The organism is Streptosporangium sp. G12, from assembly GCF_052983175.1.
Genome location: NZ_JBRIQO010000004.1, coordinates 300,388 through 321,859 on the forward strand (window position 1 = coordinate 300,388; position 21,472 = coordinate 321,859).

A 21,472-nucleotide genomic window follows, 5' to 3' on the forward strand; every position below is an offset into this window, starting at 1 on the left:
GGGTCTCGGTGGTCACATCAGTGGGACGCTTGGCCTTCCCAGAGGGTTTACGCTCTTCCGGTTCATTAGGGGGCATGACCCAGTCGTGTCCTCGCCAGGCGGCCATATATTGCTGCGCGCAAAGGGCTGTCGTGGTTGAAGTTTTGCACACCCACCATATCTGGGCGGATCTTTGTTTGCGGACGGGAACCATCACCGATTCGCAACGTCCTCGACGGTATGGTGCCTGTCATGGTGAGCGAAGCCGACTGCCTGTTCTGCAGGATCGTGGCCAAGGAGATTCCCGCGGAGATCGTCTACGAGACCGATCGCACGCTGGCCTTCCGCGACGTCGATCCCCAGGCGCCGACCCACGTGCTGGTGATCCCCAAGGGCCACTACCGGGACGCGGCCGCCCTGGCCGCCGCCGACCACGGCCTGGCCGACGAGGTGATCAAGGCCGCGCACGAGGTCGCCCTGCGCGAGGGGGTCGCAGAGTCGGGCTACCGGCTGGTGTTCAACACCGGGCCCGGGGCCGGCCAGACCGTCTTCCACGTGCACGGACACGTGCTCGGCGGGCGCGGCCTGCGGTGGCCGCCCGGCTGAAAACCGGTAGGCGCGATCCTGGCGATCGCGGCTAGCATGGCGGTGAAGTTCCGCGCCTATATCTGGAGGCGAACAGGCCGTCAGGCCCGCTCATGTCCGAGACAAACGATTCCAGCAGAACGCCGCCGCGGTCCCGGGGTGCCAGCCGGACCCAGGCGAAGGTGGTTATTCCGGACGATCAGTCGATGGTCAGCCTGCTGGGCTCGCGCGACGAGCTGTTGCGCGTCATCGAGGGCGCCTTCCGCGCCGACATCCACGTCCGGGGCAACGAGATCACCGTCACCGGCAGCCCCGAGGAGAGCAGCACCGTGGTGCGGCTCTTCGAGGAGATGTCCGAACTCGTCCGCGGGGGCGCGCAGCTCACGGCCGACGCGGTCGAGCGCAGCATCGCCATGCTGCGGATGACCTCCGACCGGCCCGCCGAGGTCCTCTCCCTGGACATCATCTCCTCGCGGGGCCGGACCATCCGCCCGAAGACCGTGAACCAGAAGCGTTACGTCGACGCGATCGACAAGTTCACCGTCGTCTTCGGCATCGGACCGGCCGGCACGGGCAAGACCTATCTCGCCATGGCGAAGGCGGTGAAGGCCCTCCAGGAGAAGAAGGTCAACAGGATCATCCTCACCCGCCCCGCGGTCGAGGCGGGCGAGCGGCTGGGATTCCTGCCCGGCACGCTCTACGAGAAGATCGACCCCTACCTGCGTCCGCTCTACGACGCGCTGCACGACATGCTCGACCCCGACTCGATCCCCAGGCTGATGGCCGCGGGCACGATCGAGGTCGCCCCCCTGGCCTACATGCGCGGCCGTACGCTCAACGACGCCTACATCATCCTGGACGAGGCGCAGAACACCTCGCCGGAGCAGATGAAGATGTTCCTGACGCGGCTGGGCTTCAATTCGAAGATCGTTGTCACCGGTGACGTCACCCAGGTCGACCTGCCGAACGGCACCCAGAGCGGCCTCAGGGTCGTCCAGGACATCCTCGACGGCATCTCCGACATCCACTTCAGTCGCCTGACCAGTGCCGACGTGGTGCGGCATAAGCTGGTGGGAGACATCGTGGACGCATACGGGCGCTACGACGAGACGCAGCGCCAGAGCAGCGCGGTGGAGCAGATCAAGGGCGTGGTCAAGCAGCGCCCCCGGGGGAGATCATGAGAGTGGACGGGCCGGCGGCCGGTCGAGAAGCGGTGGGCGAGCGATGAGCACGGAGCGGCTCCGGCGCGGGAAGCGGATCGGGTCGCGTGGCACGAACCGGTCGCGCGGCGGGCGGGGAGCGGGGAACGGCCGATGAGCGTCGAGGTCAACAACGAGTCCGGCGTCGAGATCGACGAGGGGCTCATCGTCTCCCTGGCGGGGCACGTGCTGGAGCGGATGGGCATCAACCCGCTCGCCGAGCTGTCGATCCTGGTCGTCGACGAAGAGGCCATGTCGGTGCTGCACGAGCAGTGGATGGGTGAGCCGGGCCCCACGGACGTGCTCGCCTTCCCGATGGACGAGCTGCGTCCCGGTCCCGGCGCGGGTGCCAGGCAGGAGGGCGACGCGCCCACCGACCCGGCGCTCCTCGGCGACGTGGTGCTCTGCCCGCAGGTGGCCGCCAAGCAGGGGGCCGAGGCCGGGCACGGCACCGAGGCCGAGCTGGAGCTGCTGTGCACGCACGGCATCCTCCACCTGCTCGGCTACGACCACGCCGAGCCCGAGGAGCACAAGGAGATGTTCGGCCTGCAGGGCGAGCTTCTGGAATCGTGGCGGGAGGTGCGCCCCCAGCGGTGAACTTCGCCAACGGGTGGTTGTTCTCGGCCGTCGTCCTCGTCGTGGTCGGCGGGTTGATCGCCAGCGCGGAGACGGCCCTGACCCGCATCTCAAGGGTTCGCGCGGAGGAGTTCGTCCGCGACGGCCGCCGGGGCGCGGAGCGCCTGCAGGCCATCGTCGCCGACCCGCCGCGTTACCTGAACCTGCTGCTCCTGCTCCGGTTGAGCTGCGAGCTGGTCGCCACGGTGATCGCCACGCTGCTGTTCATCGACTGGCTCGGTGACCAGGGCTGGGCCTACACCGCCGCGGCGGCCGTCATGATCGTCGTCAGCTACGTGATCGTCGGGGTCTCTCCGCGCACGCTGGGCCGCCAGCACGCGGAGCCGATCGCGCTCGCCAGCGCGCCCCTGGTCTACGGCCTGACCCGGATCTTCGGGCCCCTGCCCAAGCTGCTCATCCTGCTCGGCAACGCGGTGACGCCCGGCAAGGGCTTCCGCGAGGGGCCCTTCACCTCCGAGGCCGAGCTGCGCGACCTGGTCGACCTGGCCGAGGAGCGCAGGGTCATCGAGCCCGACGAGCGGGAGATGATCCACTCGGTCTTCGAGCTCGGCGACACCCTGGTCCGCGAGGTCATGGTGCCCCGCACCGACATGGTGTTCATCGAGCGCGGCAAGACGCTGAACCAGGCCCTGTCGCTCGCCCTGCGCAGCGGTTTCTCGCGGATCCCCGTGGTCGGCGAGAACGAGGACGACGTCATCGGCATCGCCTATCTCAAGGACATCGCGCGCCGGGTGCAGGACACCGGCGACGAGGGACGCGCCGAGCCGGTGGAGTCCCTCATGCGCCCGGCCACCTACGTGCCGGAGAGCAAGCCGATCGACCAGCTGCTCCGCGAGATGCAGGCCCGCCAGATCCACCAGGCCATCGTCATCGACGAGTACGGCGGCACGGCCGGCCTGGTCACCATCGAGGACATCCTGGAGGAGATCGTCGGTGAGATCGCCGACGAGTACGACCAGGAGGCGCCCAGGGTGGAGCCGCTGGAGGGCGGCGCGGTCCGGGTGACCGCCAGGCTCCCGGTCGGCGACCTGGAGGACCTGTTCGGCATCGAGCTGGAGGTCGACGACGTCGAGACCGTCGGCGGGCTGCTGGCGCACGCGCTGGGCCGGGTGCCGATCGCCGGTTCCCAGGCGGTGGTCGAGGGGCTCAGCCTGACGGCCGAGAGCCTCGCCGGTCGCCGCAACCGGATCGGTACGGTCCTCGTCACCAGGGCCGTTCCCGCCGAGCCCGACTCGGTCTCGGCCTCCGCCGACCAGTGAGGGCTCCCGGGCCGCCGCGGTGGCCCGGGGAGCGCCCGGGACGGGCGGATCCGGGTCGGCCGACCCGGTGGGTGGATCCGGTGGGCCGATCCGTTCCCAAGCCGTCCGCAAGCCTCCTGCAAGCGGGGCGCGCGATGCTTCTCTCACGGCACCCGGTCGCGCGGGGGCCGGTGGAGAAGGTCCCGGCGCCCGGAGGGGTTCGCGGTGCGGGGGATCGGCTTCAGGGGGAGACAGAGTCACGCAGGGCTCCGAGGCTGTTCTGCGTCACTCGCTCAAGGGTGTTCTCGACCGTGAAATGCGGTTGAGGGCACCCTTGGGCGTTTATTGAATGATTGCCGCTTTTGCCGACGGGGAAGAAAGCGAGTCGGTGGGGACGGGACGCCTCGCCCATGACGTCGGGGGAATGCTCATGGCACGGGGAACGAATTTTGTCGTTTTTGCGGTGCTATGTGGGCTTTTATCGGGCATTTCGGCCGGGTGTGGCGGTGAGGCGGGGCCCCACGACGCCACGGACCGCGCCGCGGAGCTGAACCGGCTGCGGGGGGTGCTCAGCGAGGCGCGGGACCTGCCGGACGGGTTCTCGGCCCGCCCGCGCAACGGCTGGCGCGCCCCCTTCCGGGCCGTCGACGAGGACTGCAGGCTCGTCCTCGACGCCGCCGGAGGCAGGCCGCCGCAGCGGGCGCTGGGAGCGCGGGCCGCCGTGACCTATCAGGGTGACGGGGTCGGGGAACTGGCCGGGTTCGGTCTCGCCTCCTACGGCGGTGACGACGCGGCGCTCCACTTCGGCGAGCTCGCCGAGGCGCTGGGCGGCTGCCCGGTCGCGCGGGCCCCCGCCGCCGGGCGCGGCACCGCCTTCAGGGTCTCCGATCTGGACCTGGGCCCGGTCGGTGAGGGGGTGCAGGCCAGGCGGCTGAACGGCAGGCTGAACGGATACCCGTACGAGATCCACCTGGTGTTCGCCCTCAGCGGCCACACCCTGATCTCGCTGGTGCACGCCGGGGTCAGGGACGTCGACGCCGCGCGTACCGGGCAGCTCGCCCGCCTGCTGGTCGGCGAGGTCGGCGCGTGAGAGGTCACCGTCCGGGCTGTGGGAGGCCACCGTCCGGCGAAGGGGTCACCCTCTGGGAGGTCACCGTCCGGGTGAGCCCCGTCCGGGTGAGCACCGCCTGGGGGAGGTCGCCGGGGTGCCGCTGTTCCAAGGGGATCTCCGCCTGGGCGAGGCCGGGTCGCCGTGGGGGCCGGGAGCTGAATACCCTTGTGCCGTGAGTGACGCGACCCTCGATCCCGAGGACAAGAAGATCATCGTGCTGGCCCGTTCCGCCCGTGCCCGCAACGGTGCCGCCGAAGGGGCCGCCGTGCGGGACGAGACCGGCCGGACCTACTCGGCGACCAATGTGGCACTGCCGTCTCTGACCTTGTCGGCGCTCCAGGTCGCCGTGGCGATGGCCGTGTCCAGCGGAGCGGAGTCGCTGGAGGCCGCCGCGCTGGTCACGGCGGGTGATGGTCCCTCCGACGCCGACACTTCGGCGGTCCGCGATCTGGGCGGCGAGACCGTGCTCGTGGCCGGTCCCGACGGGACACCGCGTCAGAGCTGAGCCCGGCATCGGCGACAATGGTTGACGTGAGTTCCTCAGCTGCTGATTTCCATGCCGGTTTCGCCTGCTTCGTCGGCCGGCCCAACGTCGGCAAGTCCACGCTGATGAACGCGTTGGTCGGCACGAAGGTGGCGATCACCTCTTCCAAGCCCCAGACGACCCGCCGGGCCATCCGTGGCATCGTGCACCGCCCCGACTCCCAGCTCGTCATCGTCGACACGCCGGGTCTGCACCGGCCGCGCACGCTCCTGGGCGAGCGGCTGGACAGCCTGGTGCTCTCCACCCTCACCGAGGTCGACGTGATCGGCTTCTGCGTGCCCGCCAACGAGCCCATCGGCAAGGGTGACCGGTTCATCGCGGAGAAGCTCGCGGGCATCAAGAAGACCCCGGTGGTCGCCGTGGTGACCAAGTGCGACCTGGCGACCCGCGAGCAGATCGCCGCGCAGCTGCTCGCGATCTCCCAGCTCGCCGACTTCGACGACATCGTCCCGGTCTCCGCGCAGTCGGGCGAGCAGCTCGACGTGCTGGCCGACGTGCTGGTCCAGCGACTCCCGGAGAGCCCGCCGCTGTACGAGGGGGGACAGCTCACCGACGAGCCCGAGCAGGTGCTGGTGGGCGAGCTGATCCGCGAGGCGGCCCTGGAGGGCGTGCGCGACGAGCTGCCGCACTCGATCGCGGTCGTCGTCGACGAGATGATGCCGAGAGAGGGCCGCGACGACCTCCTCGACATCTACGCGCACATGTTCGTCGAGCGCCCGTCCCAGAAGGCCATCGTGATCGGGCACAAGGGTTCCCGGCTCAAGGACGTCGGCAGCCGCGCCCGCCAGCAGATCGAGGCGCTCCTCGGCACCCGCGTCTACCTCGACCTGCGCATCAGCGTCGCCAAGGACTGGCAGCGCGACCCCAAGCAGCTCCGCCGCCTGGGCTTCTACGACTGACGGCCCGGCCGCTCCCTCAAGGACGGTTCCGCGACCGAGAGTCCGGCTCCACCCCTTCAAGGGCGGTTCCGTCACCAGGAGTCCGGCCCCGCGCCGTCAAGGGTGGTCGCCTCCTCGCCGTGCCGGAGCCGCCGCCGCAGTTCGACGGCGTCCCGGCCGAGTGCGGAGACCAGGGTGCCGGGGCCGGCCAGGGGGAGGACGGCCCAGCCGTCCCCGACCACCGTCTCCGGTGCCCGTCCGGTGACCAGGGTGCTGCCCACGCAGCGGGCGTCGCCGTAGACGGCGGAGCTGCCGTCGATCTCCGGGTCGCCCACCACGAACTCCTGGCGGAGCAGCGGCATCCCGCCGAGGACGGCGTCGAAGCGCGAGTGGCAGCGTCCCGGCCGCTCGCCGTACCGGCCGAAGACGATCTCCTCGCGCCAGAACACCCGCGCGTCCTCCGCCAGGTCCAGCCGGACGACCGCGCGGTGCAGGCAGCCCGCCGCGAGCACCGTCGGCTCCGGCGCGAACCGCAGCGAGGCGCCCGCGCCGACCCTGGCCGTGATCGTCATCACCGACTCGGCCCCCGTGGAGCCGGGCAGCACCAGCGTGCTCGCGACCGACCGCACCTCCAGCGAGGTTCCCGGCGCCACCTCGATGTCGAGGGCCAGGTCGTCGCCGCCCAGCGGACCCGCCGCGGTGGACACCAGGTGCACCCGGCCCGGCGCGGTCGCCCGCACCGTGAGCGGCGGGCCCGAACGCATCGTGGCGAGGACGGTCCGGCCGCCGGGGTCCCGGCGGGTGCCGATCGCCGCCCGCGCCCTCATCGACCGCCGCCCGGCCGGCCCCGGCTCCGGCCGTACGGACCGTGCGGGTGTGGGGACGTCGTCGTGGACGGGTGCGGGCGCGCGGGCGGGGGCGGGAACCGGGGCGGAGTCGGTGACGGGCATGGGGTCAGGCGTTGGAGTGCTCGTGGGCCCAGGACTCGACCAGTCCGGTGACCCATTCGGAGACCGCGTGCGCGCTCGGATCCTCCCTGATCGAGGTGAACAGCACGGGCCTGCCCTCCCGCACGGCCGCCGCGTCGCGCGACATGACCGTGAGGTCCGCGCCGACCATCGGGGCCAGGTCGGTCTTGTTGACCACGAGCAGGTCGGCAGTCGTCACGCCCGGGCCGCCCTTGCGCGGGACCTTGTCGCCGCCCGACACGTCCAGCACGAAGATCTGCCGGTCGGCCAGGCCCCTGCTGAAGGTCGCGGTGAGATTGTCCCCGCCGCTCTCCACGATCACCAGGTCGAGCGGGCCGAACCGCTCCTCCAGGGTCTCCACCGCGTCGAGGTTGGCCGCGATGTCGTCGCGGATGGCGGTGTGCGGGCAGCACCCGGTCTGCACGGCGACGATCCGCTCCGGGTCGAGCACGCCCGCCCTGCGCAGGAAGTCGGCGTCCTCGGTGGTGTAGATGTCGTTGGTCACCACGCCCAGGCGCATCGAGGGGCCGAGTGTCCGGCACAGGGCCGCGGTCAGCGCGGTCTTGCCGCTGCCGACGGGCCCTCCGATGCCCAGGCGCAGTGCTCGTCCGTGAGGGTCGGCGGCGTGATGGTGGTCGTCGTGGTTGGCGCCCATGGGGGTCACCGTCCTTCCAGGTGGTCGTCAGGAGACGAAAAGCCTCAGATCTGCGCGGATGTGCTGTTCGGCGAGCAGGTCGAGCGCGGGGGCGGCGTGCGCGGGAAGTGACTCCCAGGAATCCCAGGACTCCTGTGAATTCCAGGACTCCTGGGAGTCCCGCGACCGCGGGGCCTCCCCGGCGGGGACGGTGGCCGCGACCCGTTCCAGGGCCGGGGCGAGATCGGCGAGCAGGCGGTGGACGGCGACCGGGTCGAGGCCCAGCAGCCGCACCGCCGCCGTGGCGGGTCCGGTGACGGAGGTGTAGGCCGCCGCGAGGGCGGCCTCGGCGGGCGAGCACCCCGCCACGGCCGCCACCGCGCCGAGCGCCAGCGGGTGGTGGACGCCCTGGGACACGGCCCCGGCCAGGGCGTCGAGCACGGGGGAGGGCCAGATCCTCCGCGAGGTACGCAGCAGCAGCCTGCCCTGCGTGCGGCTCGCCTCCCGCTGGGCGGGAGAGGAGATCCTGGCATCGGCCTCCGCGTCCAGCCGTACCCACCCGGAACGGCCCGTCTCCGGATGGGGGAACGAGCCGTTCGAGGGAGCGGAACCGTGCGCGGGAGCGGGAGCGGGGGCGACGCCGTTCGTCCGCGCGGGGACCTCCGCCGGCGGGCCGTCCGCCGGGGGCGGAGGGCTCGCGGAGAGGTGGGCCGCGCCGAGCTCGCAGGCCGCGGCGGCGAGGGCGGCCGTCACCAGGCCCGCGGTGGCCAGGCGGCCCCGCAGGAAGGCGGCGAGGCCGGGAAGGTCGTGGATCGCGCCGATCCTGACCGCCTCCTCGGCGCCCCCGGAGTGGCCGTGACCCCCGGCGGGCAGCCGGGAGTCGGCCAGGAGCAGCAACGCGGCGTTCATGCGCTACGGGGTCTCCTTTCGGCTGGACGAGACCGGCTCGACGGGGCCGGCCGGACGAGACGGCGTGGCGGTCGATCAGGAGCCGGTCAGAACAGGAAGTAGCGCTGGGTCATGGGCAGGGTCTCGGCGGGGGCGGGTTCGATCACCTCGCCGTCGACGCTGACGGCGAAGGTGTCGGGGTGGACCTCGATCCTGGGCATGGCGTCGTTGAGCGGCATGCTCTCCTTGCCCCTGCGCCGGACGTCGGCCACCGGCAGCAGGCGCCTGCGCACGGCCAGGCGGTCGGCGAGGCCGTCCTCGAGCGCGAGGGGGGCGACGAAGTGGGCCGACGTGGCGGCGGCGGTGACCGGGGCGGCGCCGAACATCGGGCGCGGCATGACCGGCTGCGGGGTCGGGATGGACGCGTTGGCGTCGCCCATCTGGGCGTACGCGATGACACCGCCCTTGACCACCAGGTCCGGCTTGACGCCGAAGAAGGCCGGGTCCCACAGGACCAGGTCGGCCAGCTTGCCGGTCTCCACCGAGCCGACCTCGCCGTCCAGGCCGTGGGCCGTCGCCGGGCAGATCGTGTACTTGGCGACGTAGCGCCGGGCGCGGAGGTTGTCGGCCGGGCCGTCGCCGGGCAGCGCGCCGCGGCGGCGCTTCATCACGTGCGCGGTCTGCCAGGTACGGATGATCGTCTCGCCCACCCGGCCCATCGCCTGGGAGTCCGATCCGATCATCGAGATCGCGCCCATGTCGTGCAGGATGTCCTCGGCCGCCATCGTGGACGGCCGGATCCGTGACTCGGCGAACGCCAGGTCCTCGGGGATGGACGGGTTGAGGTGGTGGCAGACCATCAGCATGTCGAGGTGCTCGTCGAGCGTGTTGACGGTGTGCGGGCGGGTCGGGTTGGTCGAGGACGGCAGGATGTTGCCGTAGGAGGCGACCCGGATGATGTCCGGCGCGTGGCCGCCGCCCGCTCCCTCGGTGTGGTACGCGTGGATCATCCGGTCGCCGATCGCCGCCAGCGTCGACTCCACGAACCCGGCCTCGTTGAGGGTGTCGGTGTGGATGGTGACCTGGGTACCGGTGGCGTCGGCGACCGACAGGCAGGCGTCGATGGCGGCCGGGGTGGTGCCCCAGTCCTCGTGCAGCTTGAAACCCGAGGCCCCGGCGCGGAGCTGTTCGAGCAGACCCTCGTGGCTGACCGTGTTGCCCTTGCCGAGCAGCGCGACGTTGATCGGGTAGGAGTCGAGCGACTCCAGCATCCGGGCGAGATACCAGGTGCCGGTGACGGTGGTGGCCTTGGTGCCCTCGGCGGGCCCGGTGCCGCCGCCCACGACGGTGGTCACCCCGGCGGCGAGGGCCTCGTCGAGGATCTGCGGGCAGATCAGGTGGACGTGGGAGTCGATCGCGCCGGCGGTCAGGATCTTCCCGTTGCCCGCGAGGATCTCGGTCGAGGGGCCGATGACCAGGTCCGGGTGGACGCCGTCCATGGTGTCGGGGTTTCCCGCCTTGCCGATCGCGACGATGCGGCCTTCCCTGATCCCGATGTCGGCCTTGACCACGCCCCAGTGGTCGAGGATCACCGCGCCGGTGATCACCAGGTCGGGCGAGCCCTCGGCCCTGGTGGTCCTGGCCTGGCCCATCGACTCCCTGATGACCTTGCCGCCGCCGAAGACGGCCTCGTCGCCCGCCCCCGACGGGCCCATCGAGAGGTCCTCGGTGACCTCGATGAGCAGGTCGGTGTCGGCCAGCCTGATCCGGTCGCCGGTGGTGGGGCCGTAGAGCGCGGCGTAGCGGGACCGTTCAATGAACACTGGGGCTCCCGTCGAGAGGTCCGGCCCACTCCGGGCGGAGACCGGGGACGATCCGCAGCCCGCCGATCGGTACGAGGGTCACGTCGCGCTCCACGCCGGGCTCGAAGCGCACCGCCGTGCCGGCCGGGACGTCGAGCCGGGTGCCCCAGGCCGCCTGGCGGTCGAACTCCAGACCCGGGTTGCACGCGGCGAAGTGGTAGTGCGAGCCGACCTGGATCGGCCGGTCGGCGGTGTTGACGACGCGGACGGTGACGCGCTCGCGGCCCGGGTTGAGCGGGATGGGCGCGTCGCCGTACTGGATCTCACCGGGTGTCATCGGCGTTCACCGTTCCTGGGTGCGGCAGGGCGTGTCGCGGATCGCCCGCGTGCGCGGGGCGGCTGGTTCTCACGGGATCGGCCGGGGCTCACGGGATGGGCTGGTGGACGGTGACGAGCTTGGTGCCGTCGGGAAAGGTGGCCTCGATCTGGACCGACGACAACATCTCCGGCACCCCGTCCATGACGTCGTCGCGGGACAGCACCTTGCGGCCCGCGTCCATCAGCTCGGCGACGGTGCGCCCGTCCCTGGCGCCCTCCATGAGGAAGGACGCGATGATCGCGGTGGCCTCGGGGTGGTTGAGCCGGAGGCCCCGTGACCTGCGGTCGCGGGCGACACCGGCGGCGACGTGGATGAGCAGGCGTTCCTGCTCGTGTGGTGTGAGCCGCATTCCCGGACCATAGGAACCGACGGTTTCCATGATGTTGCGCGTCGATGTCGTGCCGGTTTCCAGGTGCCGCGAGTGGTGCGAACGGGGAAGAAGCGCTCCTCGACGCGTTCTTTCCTGCGGGTATGCCGCCGCATTTTGAAGCAGATATCACGAAATTTGGTGATATGTCGGGATAAAAAATGGCGTGGTGTCCGCGCTGCCGCGTCCTGTCACGGCGGTGAAATCCCGGTAAAGCGCAATTACGCGAGTCGTGACAGTGAAGAAAGTCCAGAGTACCCAGGTCAAGGGTGGTTCGGTCGGACAGTGCCGCAAAAAATTAACACAGCAAAATCAGTCGTCCGCAGGCTCCGGCCCGACGAATGATCCGTAGTTCGGCCGCGTGTAGATCAGCCCATCCGCGCGCAGACCCGCGGTGACCTTCCGCGCCGTGGTGTACGCGATCCCGAACTCTTCGACGATGCCGCGCTCGGAGATGAGATGCCCGGCCTTGTACTCGCCGCCTTCGATGCGCGCCCGGATGACCCGCGCGACCTGCTCCCACCTGGCGAGGTCAGCCCGCCATTCGTTGATCATGGTCGGCAGCGTAAAGCCGTGCGCGGCCGGACCTCTCTCCGCGTAGGCATGCACCGCAGTGCACTGCTGTATAGAGCGGGGTATAGCGGCTGTGGTTCAATCAGGGCACGGGGCGGGCCGGTCGCAGATCCACCTGCTCACCTACCGGTCCGCCCCCACAGACCTTGACACCCCCCATAAATGCAGAAGGCCCGGCCAGCGCGCCAACGCCGACCGGGGTCCTTCCTTGCAGCTCAGACATCCAAATTCGACTTGGAGCTGAACCATGCTGAACCCTACGGGCGTAGCCCTGCCCGCGCCACTCCTGGCCCGGAAGCCCGCACGCCGCTCGAAAGCCGTGAAACTCGCCGCCGCCGCCCAGGCCGCCGCCGACGTCCGCGCCTACGACACCAACCCCGACGTCATCGCCTACCGCATCGAACGCCTCCGCGCCCGCGTCGACCGCCTCATCTGGACCGGGCTCATCCTCGGCCTGCTCTTCACCATGGCCACCGTCCAGGCGTTCGCCGCCCAGGGCAAGGCGATGTTCTCCATCGAGTGGTGGATCGCCTGGATGCTCGACCCCATGGTGTCGCTCGTCCTCGTCGGCGTGCTCCTCGGCGAGCAGGTCATTGCCCGCCACGGCATCGTGGCCGGCGTCTGGGTGCGCCGGACGAAGTGGATGGCGCTCGCTCTCACGTACGCGATGAACACGTGGCAGGCGTGGGCCGCCCTCGAACCGGCCGCCATCCTGCTGCACTCCGTGCCGCCCATGATGGTGTTCGGAGCAGCCGAGGCCGTCACCACGCTGCGCCTGCAGATCACCGAAGCCGTACGGAAGGCGTACGGCGAGGCCGTCCGTACGGAGCCCGCACCCGTACGGGCCGAGGTCGCTCCGGCGCCCGTACGGAGGGCGTACGTGTTCCGTACAAGCCCGGCCGCCCCCGCTGTACGGACGTTCCGCCGCGCTTTCGCCTTCACCGCGGCTCCCCGTACGGAGCAGCCGCGTACGGTCCAGCTGCGCCGCGCCTTCACCTTCCGTACGGGCCCGTACGTCGCCCCCGTACGGACGATCCGCCGCGCCTTCACCTTCCAGCCCGAAGCCCGCCCAGAGCCCGCACCGGCCCGTACAGAGACGCCGCTGCCCGCGCTCGCCGACAAGGACACCTTCGTCCGTACGATCACCCGAGAGATCCTCGCCGCCGCCGACCGCGGAGACTCCTGGGGCCCGGACTACGCGGCCCTCATGGACCGTACGGGCCGCTCCAAGAGCTGGTGCGAGAAGGCCGTACGGGCAGCCCGTACGAGCATCTTCCGTACGGAGGCGACCGTATGAGCCGCCCCGAACCCAGCGTCTGGGCCGGGATCCGAGCCGTCGCCCACCTCCTCCTCACCGCCGTCGACGACTTCCTCGCCGCCGCCGTTGGCGCCCGGCCCATCCGCTACGACGCCCACGACTTCGCCCAGGTGATCGGCGACGCCTACCGCACCGGCCGCAACCACATCCACGAAGGCGACGTCATCGAGGGAGACGAGCTGTGACCGCCGACCGTCCGGGCCGCGCCCGCATCCCCGAGCTGTCCAACATCCCCTGGGGCGGACCGAAAGCGATCACCGCGTACGCGCAAGTCGGGCGGGCGCTGTGCCGCGACCTCGGCGAGGAGTTCACCCTGGGGTCCGACGAGCTGTACGCGGTTCTCATCCGCAGCTTCAAGGGCAACCCGGTGCTCGCCCTTCTCGGTGCCCCCGACGTTCGGCTGCGCGCCCGCCGCGTGGTGCGCAGGTTGAAGCGGGCCGCCGAGCTGGAGCGTGCGGCCGGGGTAGAGCTGGTGAAGTTCCACGCCCAGTTCCGCAAAGAGTTCGTCGACGTGTTGCCGCAGGCGAAGCCGGAGAAGCGCTCGGAATTCCGCTGGGATGACGTCTGATGGCCGGCCGAGCGAGCACGAAGGAGCTCGCCACCGTTGAGCACGAGTCGAGCATGGCGAAGGTCGCGGCGAAGGAGGTGTCGAAGCTCGTCGTCCTGGGCGGCCCCTGGGTCGCCGGGGGGCTCACCTTCGGCGTCGGCTGCGCGTTCCACGTCATCCTCGACAGCGACCAGCCCGACATCATCGCCTGGACCGTGTTCCTCCTCGCCGTCGCCGTCCTCGTGCTCACCGCGGTCACCTACGGGCAGTCGCACGCCCGCGGCGTGTGGGGCCGCACCCACACCACGCTGACGATGCTGCTGTCCGGGCTATGGGTGACAGCCGCCACCATCAACGGGCCGACCACCGTGGTGACTGGCCGGCTGATGCTCATCGGCGGCTTCACCCTCGCGTTGAGCTGGAACATCCGCTCCGTCATCAGGTTGAAGGGCGTGGACGTCGCCGCGGTGGCCGCCGACCCGCTCAGCGCGCTGTTCGGCCAGGGCGCGGAGCGGGCGGGGATGGCGATCGAGGCCAGGACCACGAAGGCGAGCGACCACAAGGTGGAGGGCGCGGTTCAGCTGGAGCAGGGCAAGCAGACGGCGGAAGACCTGCAGCGGAAGGTGCCCTACATCGAGTCGGGGATCGGCTTGCCCCCGGGGTCGATCACCGCGTCGATCGACCCGGACGACGCGTCGAAGGCGCACATCACCATCAGCGACCCGCGGGTGATGAAGCACCCGATCCCGTGGCCGGGGCCGTCCCGGCCGGGCAAGTCGGTCGCGGACCCGTTCCGGCTGGGACGCTGGCAGGACCTCGACGAGGTCGGCTACGTCATCGTCGGCCATCACCTGCAGATGATGGGGCAGACCGGCTCAGGCAAGGGCTTCGGCGGGGCGTGGAACTTCCTGGCCGAGTTCGTCTCCCGGGTCGACGGCGCCGTATTCGCTGGCGACATCACCAAGGGCGACCAGACGCTCGGCCCGTTGCGGGAATCCCTGCACCGCTTCGAGACCACCATCGGCGGCGTCAAGGCGATGCTGGCCGAGCTACAGAAGCAGGTGAAGCCCCGCACCGAGTACCTCGCGAGCAAGAACCTGGCGAAGTGGAAGCCCGGATGCGGCCTCACCTACTGGCTGGTCTGGTTGGAAGAGTTCCCCGACATCTTCGACGCCCTGACCGACAAGGAGCAGGAAGCCTTCCTCAGCATGTTGAAGGCGATCCGGTCGGCAGGCGGCACGATCGTCATGAGCCTCCAGCGCTCGGACTACACGCAGATGCCGACGTTGGCGCGCGGTCAGCTGGCCAAGATGTGCTTCGGCGTCGACTCGGCCGCCGACGCAGCGTTCGGGTTGTCGGAGCGGCAGCAGGACGCGGGCGCCCGCCCAGAGCTGTGGACGAACACCCAGCCCGGAATGGCCTACCTCGACGCGCCCAGCATCCCGGAGGGGCGGATCGCGATGCCGATGCGCACCTACGCGTGGGGCATCGACGCGGCCGGCCAGTTCGACGACGAGCGTGCCAACGCAGCGATGCGCGCACACGCTGCTGCCTTCCCGGCCGCGGCGAAGCAGGTGGACGAGGTCACCGCCTCCCTGTCCCGACTCGTCCACTCGCCCACATCCGCGCAGGTGGCAGCGACAGCGGTGGTGGACCATTCGCAGGTCGATCGAGAGGTGCTCGTCCAGGACGGCGAAGACGATGATGATGAGGTGAAGAGCGTGGTGAGCGAGTACCAGACCATCGACGACCCCGACCCCGAGGTGCAGGCCGGGCTCGACGACCCGATCCGCGACGACCCGGACGACCCGGAGTGGGAGTTCGCTCCGCCCCCGGTGGAGATGACGGCTGCGGAGCGCGGAGCGGCCCTCCTGGCGCATCTGCAGGGGCTGTGGGATGGCGGGGCCCGGGACTTCGCCACCCGCGACTTGAGGCCGTTGTGGGAATCGACGGACATGACCCGGCAATGGGCTCAGAAGCAGCTGAAGAAGCTCATTGAGGCGGACGTGCTCGGCTACGACGACGGCGAGCAGCGCTACCTGATGGAGGCCCGGCCGGACGTCGGATAGGAGGCGTGGCACCCTCGCGGAGGGGAGGGGGTGCCACGTGTGAGGGGGTTACAGGTCAGAAGGGGTGCCACAGTCCGTGGCACCCCTTCGTGGCACCCGGGGTGGCACTGGTCGTAGCACCCCGTGGCGGCAAGATCAACTTTTTCTGAGCGCTCCCCCCGCGCGCAGCCGTACGAGGGCCCGGACATGAAGCGGCGGCCCCTGACCTACCCCCTCCAGAGGAATCAGGAGCCGCCGCCGTTCCGTCCCGACCTCCCGGACAGAGGCCTACCGCCCGGAAAGTCTGCGCCAGGACGGAAGATCAGTGACGTCTGCGGAACTCGCCGCGGATGTCCCGGAAGTAGTGGTCAAGCCGACTGTGGAAGTCAGCCCAGTACGCCATCTTGTCCTCGTCCCAGCCGAACTCGTCGAGCGCCTCCTGCCGCTGCCGCGCCAGCTCCTCGGGATCCGCGCCGTTTCTCAGCGCGGCAGCGTGCATGCGCTCCAGATCCTCGGGGGTCACAGCGCCGCCCCCCGCCGCGCCCGCCCGGACTCTTCGATGGCGACGAGCTGCTCGCACAAGCCGGACGGCGTCGCCGAGTGCAGCGTGCGCGGGCAGTCGCACCCGGGCAGGCGGCACGGGCTGGTCGCATACCAGGTGCCGGCGTCGGACTGCCAGATACGCCACGGCGGGAACGCGCGGGCGATGCTCAAGCCGAGTGCGGCGATCTGGTCATCGGTCAGCTGGAGCGCTGACGGGGTGGTGCCGCTGGTCGTAGCATCTGTCATGGGTCGGACCTCCGCGTCCGATCAAGAGCCCGCCCGACGTTCACAGCGTCGTGGCGGGCTCGTCACGTTGAGCCACCGTCATGCACCACAGTACGCTGCCCTCCACAGCTGTGTATAGCAGTGTGCAGCAGCAGACAGCACCCCACATATATCTGCAGCTCAGAGCACGTTTACGCTGGACTCCATGACAGAGATCCCGCCGTTCGAGGTGCGATCCGCCCAGTACGTCTACGTCGCATTCGCCGACCACATCACGCTGCGCATCCGACTCGGCGACCTCCTCCCAGGCGAACGCCTCCCGGGGGAACGGGATCTCGCCGCCGAGTACGAGATCGCATTCGGCACAGTGCGCCGCGGCATCGACCTGCTGCGCGAGCGCGGCCTGGTCGTCACCTTGGCGGCGAAGGGCACCTACGTCGTCGACCCGGTGCCGCCCGAAGAGGGCTGAACGCAAAAAGAAGCCCCCGCCCACCTCCCGGAGGAGGCGAGCGGGGGTTGCTTCGTTCCTTGGCCAGCCTACAGGCCGTGCAGCGGCCGGTCACCGTGGACAGCCTGCGAGGTGCCGTCCCGGTAGACGGGCACCTTCGTCGAGCCGAGCAGCACGCCGACGATCGGCCACTTCCTCTGCAGGGTGCTGACGACGACCTGGTAGAGGGTGATGGCCGCGCCGCCGATGGCGAGGATCAGCCCGGTCGCCTGCTCAGGGTCCAGGTTGTACCCCTTGGTGGCCAGCCACGCGATCAGGGAGCCGACAGCGGCCGGGACCGCGGTCCGAACCCACGACAGGATGAGGTCATACATGGTGTTGCCTCCGGAGAGGTCAGGGCCGCCACGACGGCGGCCGAGATAAGGGGGGTTACTTGACGCCCGCATGCCAGGTCTTCGGGCCGACGATCCCGTCGTCGAGTAGTCCTTTGGCCCGCTGGAACGCCCGGGTCGCCGTCCGGGTCCGACTGCCGAAGTAGCCGTCGATGACCGTCTTGTCGTCGCCACGGCGCAGTGCGGCCTGCCAGGTGCGGACATCCTGGCCGTGCATGAGCGGCACGTTCGCCTGGTAGCGGAGCAGCCGGCCGGGCCACGGAACCGGCCCGTCCTCAACCCGGTCCGCGAGCAGCCGGGCCCGGCGCACGATCTCCGCCTTCTGCAAGATGATCGCGCTGCCGGGGCACATCGAGTGGCCGCCCCAGGCCCGGCCGCCCATCGCGTGGTGGCCGAGGCCGCGCCCATCCGGGTCCGAGGTGACCTGCAACGGCACCCCGTGCTCCCGATGAGCCCAGGCGAGGACCTGTGCGCACCGGTTCAGCTGGGCGTCGGTCAGCGAGTCGCCGCCCTTGCCCTCGTTCTCGATGCTGATCCACCTCGAGTTGCCTTGCCCCTGGGTCCAGGCCTTGTCCTTGGTGTCGACCCACTGCACGAGCTCGTTCGTCTTCCCCGTGCCGAAGTGGCTCGACGCCTGAGCTCGCGGGTTGCGGAACCATCCGTCGGTCCCGACCAGCGTCCCGGCCATGATGTGCAGCACCACGCCGCGCACCTCGACCTGCCCGCCGCGCGTGAAGTTGATGGGGATGGGCTTCCAGACGGCCCCGGGCATTCTTGCCATGTCACGCCTCCCTGCGCTGCTTGCGCCACGCCTGCACGATCTTCACGAGCCGATGTCCGAGCACCCACGCGATCGCTGCGAAGACGCCCACCCGGATCCACGGCCAGGACCCGGGTTCCGGCGGCCCGATCCACACGCCCAGGGCGATCACCCGCCCCGCCCACAGCCCCAGCGCGGCCCCGATGACGAGCTGGTACGAGAACAGGTGGCGGCCGAGGGAGCTCGCCCACCAGGGGAAGCACGCCCCATACAGGGCCGCGGAACTAATGCCGAACACCGCGCTCATGATGATCAAGATGTTGCCGATCAGCTGAGTCACGCCGGATCACCCCCTTCTCGCCTCAGCGCGTTCTCGAACATCTCCCTGAACCCGTTGCGCTCCCTGTGAGCCCGCAGACGCGAGGTCACCTCGTGCACCTCCGGCCATCGCTCGCAGACCTCCTGCAAGCGCTCCTCGCTGGACTCCTGGGCCTCGCGGGCCTCGGCGAGCGCCTCCTGCACCTCCGGAGGGGGCGGCGGCGGTGGGTCCGGGCGTCGTCTACGGAGCCAGCGCATCGCGCCCCCCTCGGCGTCCAAGTGCCCGCAGAACCTGATCCGTCGTCCTCGCGTACTCGAGGAGCTCGCCGAGCTGCTCGTTCTGCTGGCGCCGGGCTTCCTCCGCGGCCTGCCACGCGGCCTTGTACGCATCGGCCTCCGTCGACTTTTCGGTGATGCGCTGCTCCAGCACCTTCACCAGAGACTCCTGCGAGGGTCTCGGGATCAGCCCTCCCCTGAAGACCATGCCGACGCCCCACAGGATGATGGCCAGGGCCAGGGTGAGCGCGGACCCCTGCACCCAGGGGATCGCAGCGAGCTCCATCAGCCGCCTCTCTCGGCGACCGGCTGCCGTGACGGATGACGGATGTGACACGTGGCTCCGTATGAGCTCCCCGCCTGCGCGCGCGTGACGTTATATAGCAGGCACTGCGGGAAAAACTGTCACCCGTCACAAGGCCGGTCGGTAGGTGTGTTATCCCAGCTCAAGAGCCGGTTGGGGTGATGACGGATGTGTCATCAGGGGTGGAGGGGTGCCGTCCGTGCGCGCTTCCCTCGGAGCGCATCCAGCCCGCCGCGCACGGACGGCACGATCAGGGGGTCAGGTGTTGATGACCGGGGCGCCACGCAGCGAGGCCAGCAGCGCCCCATGCGACACGAACAGCGTGTCGATCGAGTTGATGCACTGATCCAGGTGCGCCTTGTTGTACGTGGCCGGCGCCAGCGCGAGGTTGTTCGTCGCGTTCGGCACCGACACGCCGATGCCTGGCATCTGCTTGATCACACCGCCCGACGTCCGCACCCGGAAGTCACCGCTGCTGGCGTAGACCAGCGCGCCGCCGACCGGAGTATCTGGGGTGCCGGAGTTGGGCAGGAAGAACGCTCCGCTCGCCTTCGTGACGGGTGCGCCGGCCTGGGTACGCACCAGCGCCTCCAACGCCTCGATCCTCCGCTCCAAGCTCTTGATGATGCGGTTCTGGTCGACGGGAAACGGGTCCAGCACGCTCATGGTGCCTCCGATGCCTGCTCGGTGATCAGCTTCAACCTGTCTTTGCCTCCGCTGCCGCGCTCGGCCGGGGTCAGCTCCCACCCGACCAGGCGCTGCCTCAAGTTGAAGCTGGAGGCGCCGTCGGCGGTGATCGGGTACCGCGGGTTGTTCAACTTGTAGCGGATGGAGTCGCCGAGCCCGTTCGGGTCGAACGTGCTGGCCTTGCCGATGACCACGTCCGCGCTGAACACCGGCGGAGCACCGGCCGCCCTCGCCGCCCAGCGGGCCGCGTACGCGTCGAGGTCGCCCTGGTCGATGGAGTCGGTGGGGTGCTGAACGCGCCGGTCAACGATCGGGTGCCCGGCGGCGATGTGCGGGGTCTCCACCAGGGCGGACCGGGCCGGGGTTGAGGTTTCAGTGGCGTCGGCCTGCTCGGGGGTGCCGCCCCACGCTCCCCACCGGGTGCCGCCACGCAGCGAGGACCGCTCCTCGCGCCAGGTGGTGATGTCGCCGCCCTCGGCCGCTTCAACGAACACGTGCTCCACGTCGCGGCTAATGATCGGCTCTCCGTGTTCCCACGAGCGGATCAGTGCGCCGTCGACGACGCGCGGGTTCACCACGTACTCGAAACCGCCCGCCTGGCGGGCGTAGTCGGCGAGGATCTGTCCGTAGGTGACGTGCGGTCCAGGGGCGGCGATGAGAGGCCGCACCGGCTCCGACACCCCAGCCATGAGTCCGAGGCCGGCGTTGCTGCCGGGGGTGGACTGCATGTGCTGGATCAGCGCGCGGGCGTTGGACAGTTGGTCGTCGCCGAAGGAGATGTCCTCCTCCAACGCGACGTGCAGCAGGTACCCGTCCAGCGTGGAGGCCTGCAGATCCATGTACAGCTCGCCGCGCTCGTCCTTGACGGTGACGGTGGTGTGCAGCCAGTGCAGCCCCCATAGGGCGCCGCCGCGCCAGGTGTGGATGACCAGCCGCCCCTCGCCGGAGGTCAGATCGTTCGGGTCTCTGGGGAGAATCTCGTTGATGCGGTTGGCGCGGTTGCGGTTGGCCAGCGACAGGCGGCCCTTCCACGTGCCCGGCTCGCCGATGCGCCGGTCCAGCACCACCCCGGACGGGTAGATGTCGCCCCGATACTCGCCGGTCAGCATGTCGTGGACGGTGTAGCGCATCCACGACACACCCTTGCCCGGGGTGCTCGCCGGGAAGGTGGGCGGGGTGGGCGGCGGGCCGCTGGAACCGCCGGCCGCGCTCTTGACGAGGATCGTGAACGCGTGCGCCGTCGAGGTCGACATCGCCGGCGACGGCGCCATGTCCACCGCGGGCAGCGGCGTCGACGACAGGTAAGGCCGCACCGCCAGCGTCGAGGTGGTGAAGGAGCGGGACTGCACGTCAAGGCCGTCGTACCCGTCATGCTGCGCCCAGGTGACGCTGCTACCGGACGCGGCGCCTGCGCTGTAGCGGATTTCCAGGCCGGACGCACTCGGGGGTACAGCCGCGGGCGCGGTGGTGCCGGCCGCGGACACGATGAGGATGCCGGTCGGGTCCGCTCCGCGCAGGGCCAGGATGGTGGTCACCACGTCGGGATTGACCCCGCCCTGGGTGACCGTGTAGGTGTCCGGCTCCGAACCGGTCACCGTTTTCCGCCAGATGGCCGACCCGGACCAGACGGGGCCTTGCAGGGACGCGTCCTGCTGCCAGGATCCGCTGCCGCCGGAGATGGCGAACGAGCCCACACCGCCGTTGCCGTCCGCGGACTGGAACGCGATCAGGATGTCGCCCACCTCGACGGCGCCGCGCTCGGCGGATCCGGAGTTGCCGTCGAAGGGGGTGGCGGCGACGGACCGGACGGAAGCGACCACGAATC

28 protein-coding genes are annotated in these 21,472 nt (G+C 70.3%); 12 read left to right on the plus strand and 16 right to left on the minus strand.

Annotation, left to right across the window (positions count from 1 at the left end):
- Window positions 1–234: 234 nt before the first annotated feature.
- The 7 genes from ACVCAG_RS08405 to era all read left to right on the plus strand — a co-directional run bounded on the left by ACVCAG_RS08405 (window position 235) and on the right by era (window position 6,191).
- The gene (locus ACVCAG_RS08405; RefSeq protein ID WP_440083181.1) at window positions 235–585 is read left to right on the plus strand and encodes a histidine triad nucleotide-binding protein; all 351 of its coding nucleotides are present in this window, start codon (window positions 235–237) and stop codon (window positions 583–585) included.
- Window positions 586–677: 92 nt separating this feature from the next.
- Complete coding sequence (locus ACVCAG_RS08410) at window positions 678–1,745, plus strand: PhoH family protein (RefSeq protein ID WP_440083124.1); 1,068 nt, start codon at window positions 678–680, stop codon at window positions 1,743–1,745.
- Between the two features lie 132 nt (window positions 1,746–1,877).
- The gene (gene ybeY / locus ACVCAG_RS08415; RefSeq protein WP_344742683.1) at window positions 1,878–2,360 is read left to right on the plus strand and encodes an rRNA maturation RNase YbeY; all 483 of its coding nucleotides are present in this window, start codon (window positions 1,878–1,880) and stop codon (window positions 2,358–2,360) included.
- Complete coding sequence (locus ACVCAG_RS08420) at window positions 2,357–3,658, plus strand: CNNM domain-containing protein (RefSeq protein ID WP_440083125.1); 1,302 nt, start codon at window positions 2,357–2,359, stop codon at window positions 3,656–3,658. Before ybeY ends, ACVCAG_RS08420 begins: the two co-directional genes overlap by 4 nt.
- Window positions 3,659–4,202: 544 nt before the next feature.
- Window positions 4,203–4,727 (plus strand): hypothetical protein, encoded by a 525-nt coding sequence (locus tag ACVCAG_RS08425; RefSeq protein ID WP_440083126.1) that lies wholly within the window; start codon window positions 4,203–4,205, stop codon window positions 4,725–4,727.
- 193 nt (window positions 4,728–4,920) lie between these two features.
- A complete protein-coding gene (locus ACVCAG_RS08430; RefSeq protein ID WP_440070110.1) occupies window positions 4,921–5,253 on the plus strand; it encodes a cytidine deaminase in 333 nt (110 codons plus the stop codon).
- A gap of 17 nt (window positions 5,254–5,270) precedes the next feature.
- Complete coding sequence (era, locus tag ACVCAG_RS08435; RefSeq protein ID WP_440083127.1) at window positions 5,271–6,191, plus strand: GTPase Era; 921 nt, start codon at window positions 5,271–5,273, stop codon at window positions 6,189–6,191.
- Window positions 6,192–6,262: 71 nt separating this feature from the next.
- Here era and ACVCAG_RS08440 read toward each other — a convergent pair whose 3' ends face one another.
- The 7 genes from ACVCAG_RS08440 to ACVCAG_RS08470 form a co-directional block, all read right to left on the minus strand.
- Window positions 6,263–7,120, minus strand: coding sequence for an urease accessory protein UreD (locus ACVCAG_RS08440; RefSeq protein WP_447189642.1), 858 nt, complete (start codon window positions 7,118–7,120; stop codon window positions 6,263–6,265).
- 4 nt (window positions 7,121–7,124) lie between these two features.
- Window positions 7,125–7,793 (minus strand): urease accessory protein UreG, encoded by a 669-nt coding sequence (gene ureG, locus ACVCAG_RS08445; RefSeq protein WP_440070107.1) that lies wholly within the window; start codon window positions 7,791–7,793, stop codon window positions 7,125–7,127.
- Window positions 7,794–7,820: 27 nt separating this feature from the next.
- Window positions 7,821–8,681, minus strand: a complete 861-nt coding sequence (locus tag ACVCAG_RS08450) for an urease accessory protein UreF (protein WP_447189643.1) — start codon at window positions 8,679–8,681, stop codon at window positions 7,821–7,823.
- Window positions 8,682–8,767: 86 nt separating this feature from the next.
- Window positions 8,768–10,483 (minus strand): urease subunit alpha, encoded by a 1,716-nt coding sequence (locus tag ACVCAG_RS08455; protein WP_447189644.1) that lies wholly within the window; start codon window positions 10,481–10,483, stop codon window positions 8,768–8,770.
- Window positions 10,473–10,799, minus strand: a complete 327-nt coding sequence (locus ACVCAG_RS08460; protein ID WP_435287046.1) for an urease subunit beta — start codon at window positions 10,797–10,799, stop codon at window positions 10,473–10,475. Before ACVCAG_RS08460 ends, ACVCAG_RS08455 begins: the two co-directional genes overlap by 11 nt.
- An 88-nt stretch (window positions 10,800–10,887) precedes the next feature.
- Complete coding sequence (locus ACVCAG_RS08465) at window positions 10,888–11,190, minus strand: urease subunit gamma (RefSeq protein ID WP_362677318.1); 303 nt, start codon at window positions 11,188–11,190, stop codon at window positions 10,888–10,890.
- Between the two features lie 330 nt (window positions 11,191–11,520).
- On the minus strand, window positions 11,521–11,817 hold the full coding sequence (locus tag ACVCAG_RS08470; RefSeq protein WP_447189645.1) for a winged helix-turn-helix domain-containing protein: 297 nt from the start codon (window positions 11,815–11,817) through the stop codon (window positions 11,521–11,523).
- A 211-nt stretch (window positions 11,818–12,028) separates the two neighbouring features.
- On the opposite strand from ACVCAG_RS08470, the gene ACVCAG_RS08475 reads away from it, so the two are divergent.
- The 4 genes from ACVCAG_RS08475 to ACVCAG_RS08490 are packed head-to-tail and all read left to right on the plus strand — an operon-like array spanning window position 12,029 to window position 15,715.
- Window positions 12,029–13,078, plus strand: coding sequence for a hypothetical protein (locus ACVCAG_RS08475; RefSeq protein WP_447189646.1), 1,050 nt, complete (start codon window positions 12,029–12,031; stop codon window positions 13,076–13,078).
- Complete coding sequence (locus ACVCAG_RS08480) at window positions 13,075–13,284, plus strand: hypothetical protein (protein WP_447189647.1); 210 nt, start codon at window positions 13,075–13,077, stop codon at window positions 13,282–13,284. The genes ACVCAG_RS08475 and ACVCAG_RS08480 overlap by 4 nt, the downstream gene beginning before the upstream one ends.
- The gene (locus tag ACVCAG_RS08485; RefSeq protein WP_447189648.1) at window positions 13,281–13,667 is read left to right on the plus strand and encodes a hypothetical protein; all 387 of its coding nucleotides are present in this window, start codon (window positions 13,281–13,283) and stop codon (window positions 13,665–13,667) included. The genes ACVCAG_RS08480 and ACVCAG_RS08485 overlap by 4 nt, the downstream gene beginning before the upstream one ends.
- The gene (locus tag ACVCAG_RS08490; RefSeq protein WP_447189649.1) at window positions 13,667–15,715 is read left to right on the plus strand and encodes a hypothetical protein; all 2,049 of its coding nucleotides are present in this window, start codon (window positions 13,667–13,669) and stop codon (window positions 15,713–15,715) included. The genes ACVCAG_RS08485 and ACVCAG_RS08490 overlap by 1 nt, the downstream gene beginning before the upstream one ends.
- Before the next feature lie 301 nt (window positions 15,716–16,016).
- Here the strand turns inward: ACVCAG_RS08490 and ACVCAG_RS08495 are convergent, their stop codons facing one another.
- Window positions 16,017–16,217 (minus strand): hypothetical protein, encoded by a 201-nt coding sequence (locus tag ACVCAG_RS08495; RefSeq protein WP_447189650.1) that lies wholly within the window; start codon window positions 16,215–16,217, stop codon window positions 16,017–16,019.
- Entirely contained in the window at window positions 16,214–16,483 is a 270-nt protein-coding gene (locus ACVCAG_RS08500) for a hypothetical protein (RefSeq protein ID WP_447189651.1), read from the minus strand. The genes ACVCAG_RS08495 and ACVCAG_RS08500 overlap by 4 nt, the downstream gene beginning before the upstream one ends.
- 184 nt (window positions 16,484–16,667) lie before the next feature.
- Between ACVCAG_RS08500 and ACVCAG_RS08505 the strand changes: the two genes are divergently transcribed.
- On the plus strand, window positions 16,668–16,931 hold the full coding sequence (locus tag ACVCAG_RS08505; RefSeq protein WP_447189652.1) for a winged helix-turn-helix domain-containing protein: 264 nt from the start codon (window positions 16,668–16,670) through the stop codon (window positions 16,929–16,931).
- A 68-nt stretch (window positions 16,932–16,999) separates the two neighbouring features.
- Here the strand turns inward: ACVCAG_RS08505 and ACVCAG_RS08510 are convergent, their stop codons facing one another.
- The 7 genes from ACVCAG_RS08510 to ACVCAG_RS08540 all read right to left on the minus strand — a co-directional run bounded on the left by ACVCAG_RS08510 (window position 17,000) and on the right by ACVCAG_RS08540 (window position 21,467).
- Window positions 17,000–17,284 carry a hypothetical protein gene (locus ACVCAG_RS08510; protein ID WP_447189653.1) on the minus strand — a complete coding sequence of 95 codons (285 nt, stop codon included), beginning with the start codon at window positions 17,282–17,284 and terminating at the stop codon, window positions 17,000–17,002.
- 55 nt (window positions 17,285–17,339) lie between these two features.
- The gene (locus ACVCAG_RS08515) at window positions 17,340–18,083 is read right to left on the minus strand and encodes a peptidoglycan recognition protein family protein (protein WP_447189654.1); all 744 of its coding nucleotides are present in this window, start codon (window positions 18,081–18,083) and stop codon (window positions 17,340–17,342) included.
- Between the two features lies 1 nt (window position 18,084).
- Window positions 18,085–18,402 (minus strand): putative phage holin, encoded by a 318-nt coding sequence (locus ACVCAG_RS08520; protein ID WP_447189655.1) that lies wholly within the window; start codon window positions 18,400–18,402, stop codon window positions 18,085–18,087.
- Complete coding sequence (locus ACVCAG_RS08525; RefSeq protein ID WP_447189656.1) at window positions 18,399–18,638, minus strand: DUF7620 family protein; 240 nt, start codon at window positions 18,636–18,638, stop codon at window positions 18,399–18,401. Before ACVCAG_RS08525 ends, ACVCAG_RS08520 begins: the two co-directional genes overlap by 4 nt.
- On the minus strand, window positions 18,622–18,942 hold the full coding sequence (locus tag ACVCAG_RS08530) for a hypothetical protein (RefSeq protein WP_447189657.1): 321 nt from the start codon (window positions 18,940–18,942) through the stop codon (window positions 18,622–18,624). The genes ACVCAG_RS08525 and ACVCAG_RS08530 overlap by 17 nt, the downstream gene beginning before the upstream one ends.
- 276 nt (window positions 18,943–19,218) lie before the next feature.
- A complete protein-coding gene (locus tag ACVCAG_RS08535; protein ID WP_447189658.1) occupies window positions 19,219–19,626 on the minus strand; it encodes a hypothetical protein in 408 nt (135 codons plus the stop codon).
- The gene (locus ACVCAG_RS08540) at window positions 19,623–21,467 is read right to left on the minus strand and encodes a hypothetical protein (protein ID WP_447189659.1); all 1,845 of its coding nucleotides are present in this window, start codon (window positions 21,465–21,467) and stop codon (window positions 19,623–19,625) included. Before ACVCAG_RS08540 ends, ACVCAG_RS08535 begins: the two co-directional genes overlap by 4 nt.
- Between the last annotated feature and the right edge of the window lie 5 nt (window positions 21,468–21,472).